3 protein-coding genes are annotated in these 2,054 nt (G+C 66.1%); all 3 read right to left on the minus strand.

Annotated elements, in window-relative coordinates; genetic code table 11:
• Window positions 1-211: hypothetical protein (locus GX543_RS18190; protein ID WP_290853974.1), on the minus strand; the 211-nt coding region annotated here is incomplete at its 3' end.
• Between the two features lie 129 nt (window positions 212-340).
• Window positions 341-1,603: a hypothetical protein gene (locus GX543_RS18195; RefSeq protein ID WP_290853975.1), complete on the minus strand. Its 1,263-nt coding sequence runs from the start codon at window positions 1,601-1,603 to the stop codon at window positions 341-343.
• Window positions 1,600-2,007 (minus strand): hypothetical protein, encoded by a 408-nt coding sequence (locus GX543_RS18200; protein ID WP_290853976.1) that lies wholly within the window; start codon window positions 2,005-2,007, stop codon window positions 1,600-1,602. The genes GX543_RS18195 and GX543_RS18200 overlap by 4 nt, the downstream gene beginning before the upstream one ends.
• Between the last annotated feature and the right edge of the window lie 47 nt (window positions 2,008-2,054).

The following is a 2,054-nucleotide window of genomic DNA, read 5'->3' on the forward strand; positions in this document are numbered from 1 at the left end:
CGTCGTACGGCGGCGTGTGCCTGGTCTCTGTCGACGATGCGTCGGTGTAGCACCTCCAGGTGCTGCGGTGCTCCTGGCGGAGAAGTGCCGGACAGGGTGTCCAGAACTTCTTGCCGTTGGCCTCGTAGACGTTGAACCACCCCGGCGGGAGCGGGACGGCGTCGATCGTCTCCCACTCCTCGCGGGTGTGGCTGAACTTGCGGTCGGTCATGATTTCCTCATTTCCCCAGGTGGACCGATCGAGGGTGTGGACCTGTGGACTTTTGGTCCACTCCCTTATCAGTGCAGGTCAGAGTCGGATTCTTGGGTGTGGACCAGGGGTCCACAGGTCCACACCCACTCATGTGGACGCGAGTTCATAGAACGGCCGGTCGCTGACGAATGTGGTGACGATCAACGACTCCTCGGAGAGGGTGTCGATCACGGTGTCGAGGTGCGGTCGAATGTCGCTCTTGAGTGAACGGAGGACGTCCCCCCGCGCCGATCGACCGCGCCGAGTGAGGTAGCGGATAACTCCCTCGCGGACACGTCGTACCTCTGCGGCCTGACGCGCGTCGTCGACGATCACAGCGCGCTCGCTGTCGGCCTGCGCCCGCGCGCGGTTCGCCGCCCTGGCCTTCTCGGTCAGCGTTCGCTCGATGTGCGCGCGGGTGCGGTCCGATACCCGCATGATGAGGCCGGCCAACTCCCAGTCCTCCTCGTCGGTGATCGACCGGCCGTCGAGGACGGTCAACGCGGCTGCGACCTTGAGTCGGGTCAACATACGATGTCCGTCAAGGGGGTCGACGTCTTCTCCTCGGAGCGTCGCGAGGCGGTGCCGGTCCATCGCTTCGCGCGCCACGTCGGGCACCTCGAGGAACTGTGTCTCTGTTCCCCATCGCGGCGCTTTGATGACGAGGGGCTCCGGCGTCGACGGTGCGACGTCGGGTGCGTCGGGGTCGCCTACTGGCATCCAGACGAATCGCTGCGGGGTGCCGCCGTCGGAGTCGTAGAGCAGCGGGCCGGCCTTCGCGGGCTGAACCCCAACCATGAGGCAGGCGCGGTAGCTGTGCGCGGGCAGTGTGGAGCGGGTCGACTTGTTCGCGTTGTTGAATCCGATAGTCTCGCCCATGTACAGCTTGCGTAGTTCGGGCATGAGGGTCGATCCCTGCCGGGAGCCGAGAGCAGAGAGGGTGTCGACCTCGGGTGCGATGAACAGTGCGCGGGTCCGTGGGTTGGCTTCCTCGTCGTCGGTGCCCTGTGGACGAAATGTTCGTGAGATGCCCTCTCCTGAGCCGAGGGGGAACTCTTCTATCTCGATCGGCCGGCCGTTGTGGTCGACGAACCGCACCGCGTCGCGGGCTGCGCCTTCTGCTGCGCCCTTGCCACCGCCGGACGGGCCGACGAGTGCAACGAACAGGTTCGTCGATACCGAGCTTCCGATGGTCGGCGGCAGCATCACGTTCGGCCCGAGGGTGGCGTCTGCTCTGGCAAGTGCTGCGCACAGGACGGCCCAGGGGCCAGCGCGACGGGATCGGGCGAAGTCGCGTAGATGCTCGAGCACAGGACGTCGTGTCCAGAACGTCTCGGAGGGGGCGAGTTCGGTCACTGTTGCTGCACTCACGCTGCCTCGATTCCGCGGCGCTTCCGACGTCCGATTGCTGCTTGCTCGCGTCGGCCGGCCTCGTATCCGAGCCGATACGCTTCAGCTCCCCAGTCGATGAGGGCGTCGACACGGTCGCCGGATTCGGCGTAGTTGACGCGCTCGTCGGGTCCTCGTTCTGCGGCCCATACGCCTTGTAGCGCGAGTGTCGCGACGACAGCCCATCTCGTTCCGTCGCCCGCGTTCTGCCACGCCTGAGAGCCGATCAGCGGCAGCGGACGCAGGTTGCCGTTCCCGTCATCGCGCACCTTGAGGATGTGCGGCATCACGAAGTCGGCGAGCACGGTGGAGTTGGGGATCGGCCGGGTGAGTGCCGGATCAGTGCCGAGGACGGCTCCGAGGAGTTCGTTCTCGTGATCGCTCACGCGCTCACCGCCTTACGGCACTTCGGGCCGCGGTGGGCAGCACGCGA

Source organism: Gordonia sp. (in: high G+C Gram-positive bacteria), from assembly GCF_012515855.1.
GTDB lineage: Bacteria > Actinomycetota > Actinomycetes > Mycobacteriales > Mycobacteriaceae > Gordonia.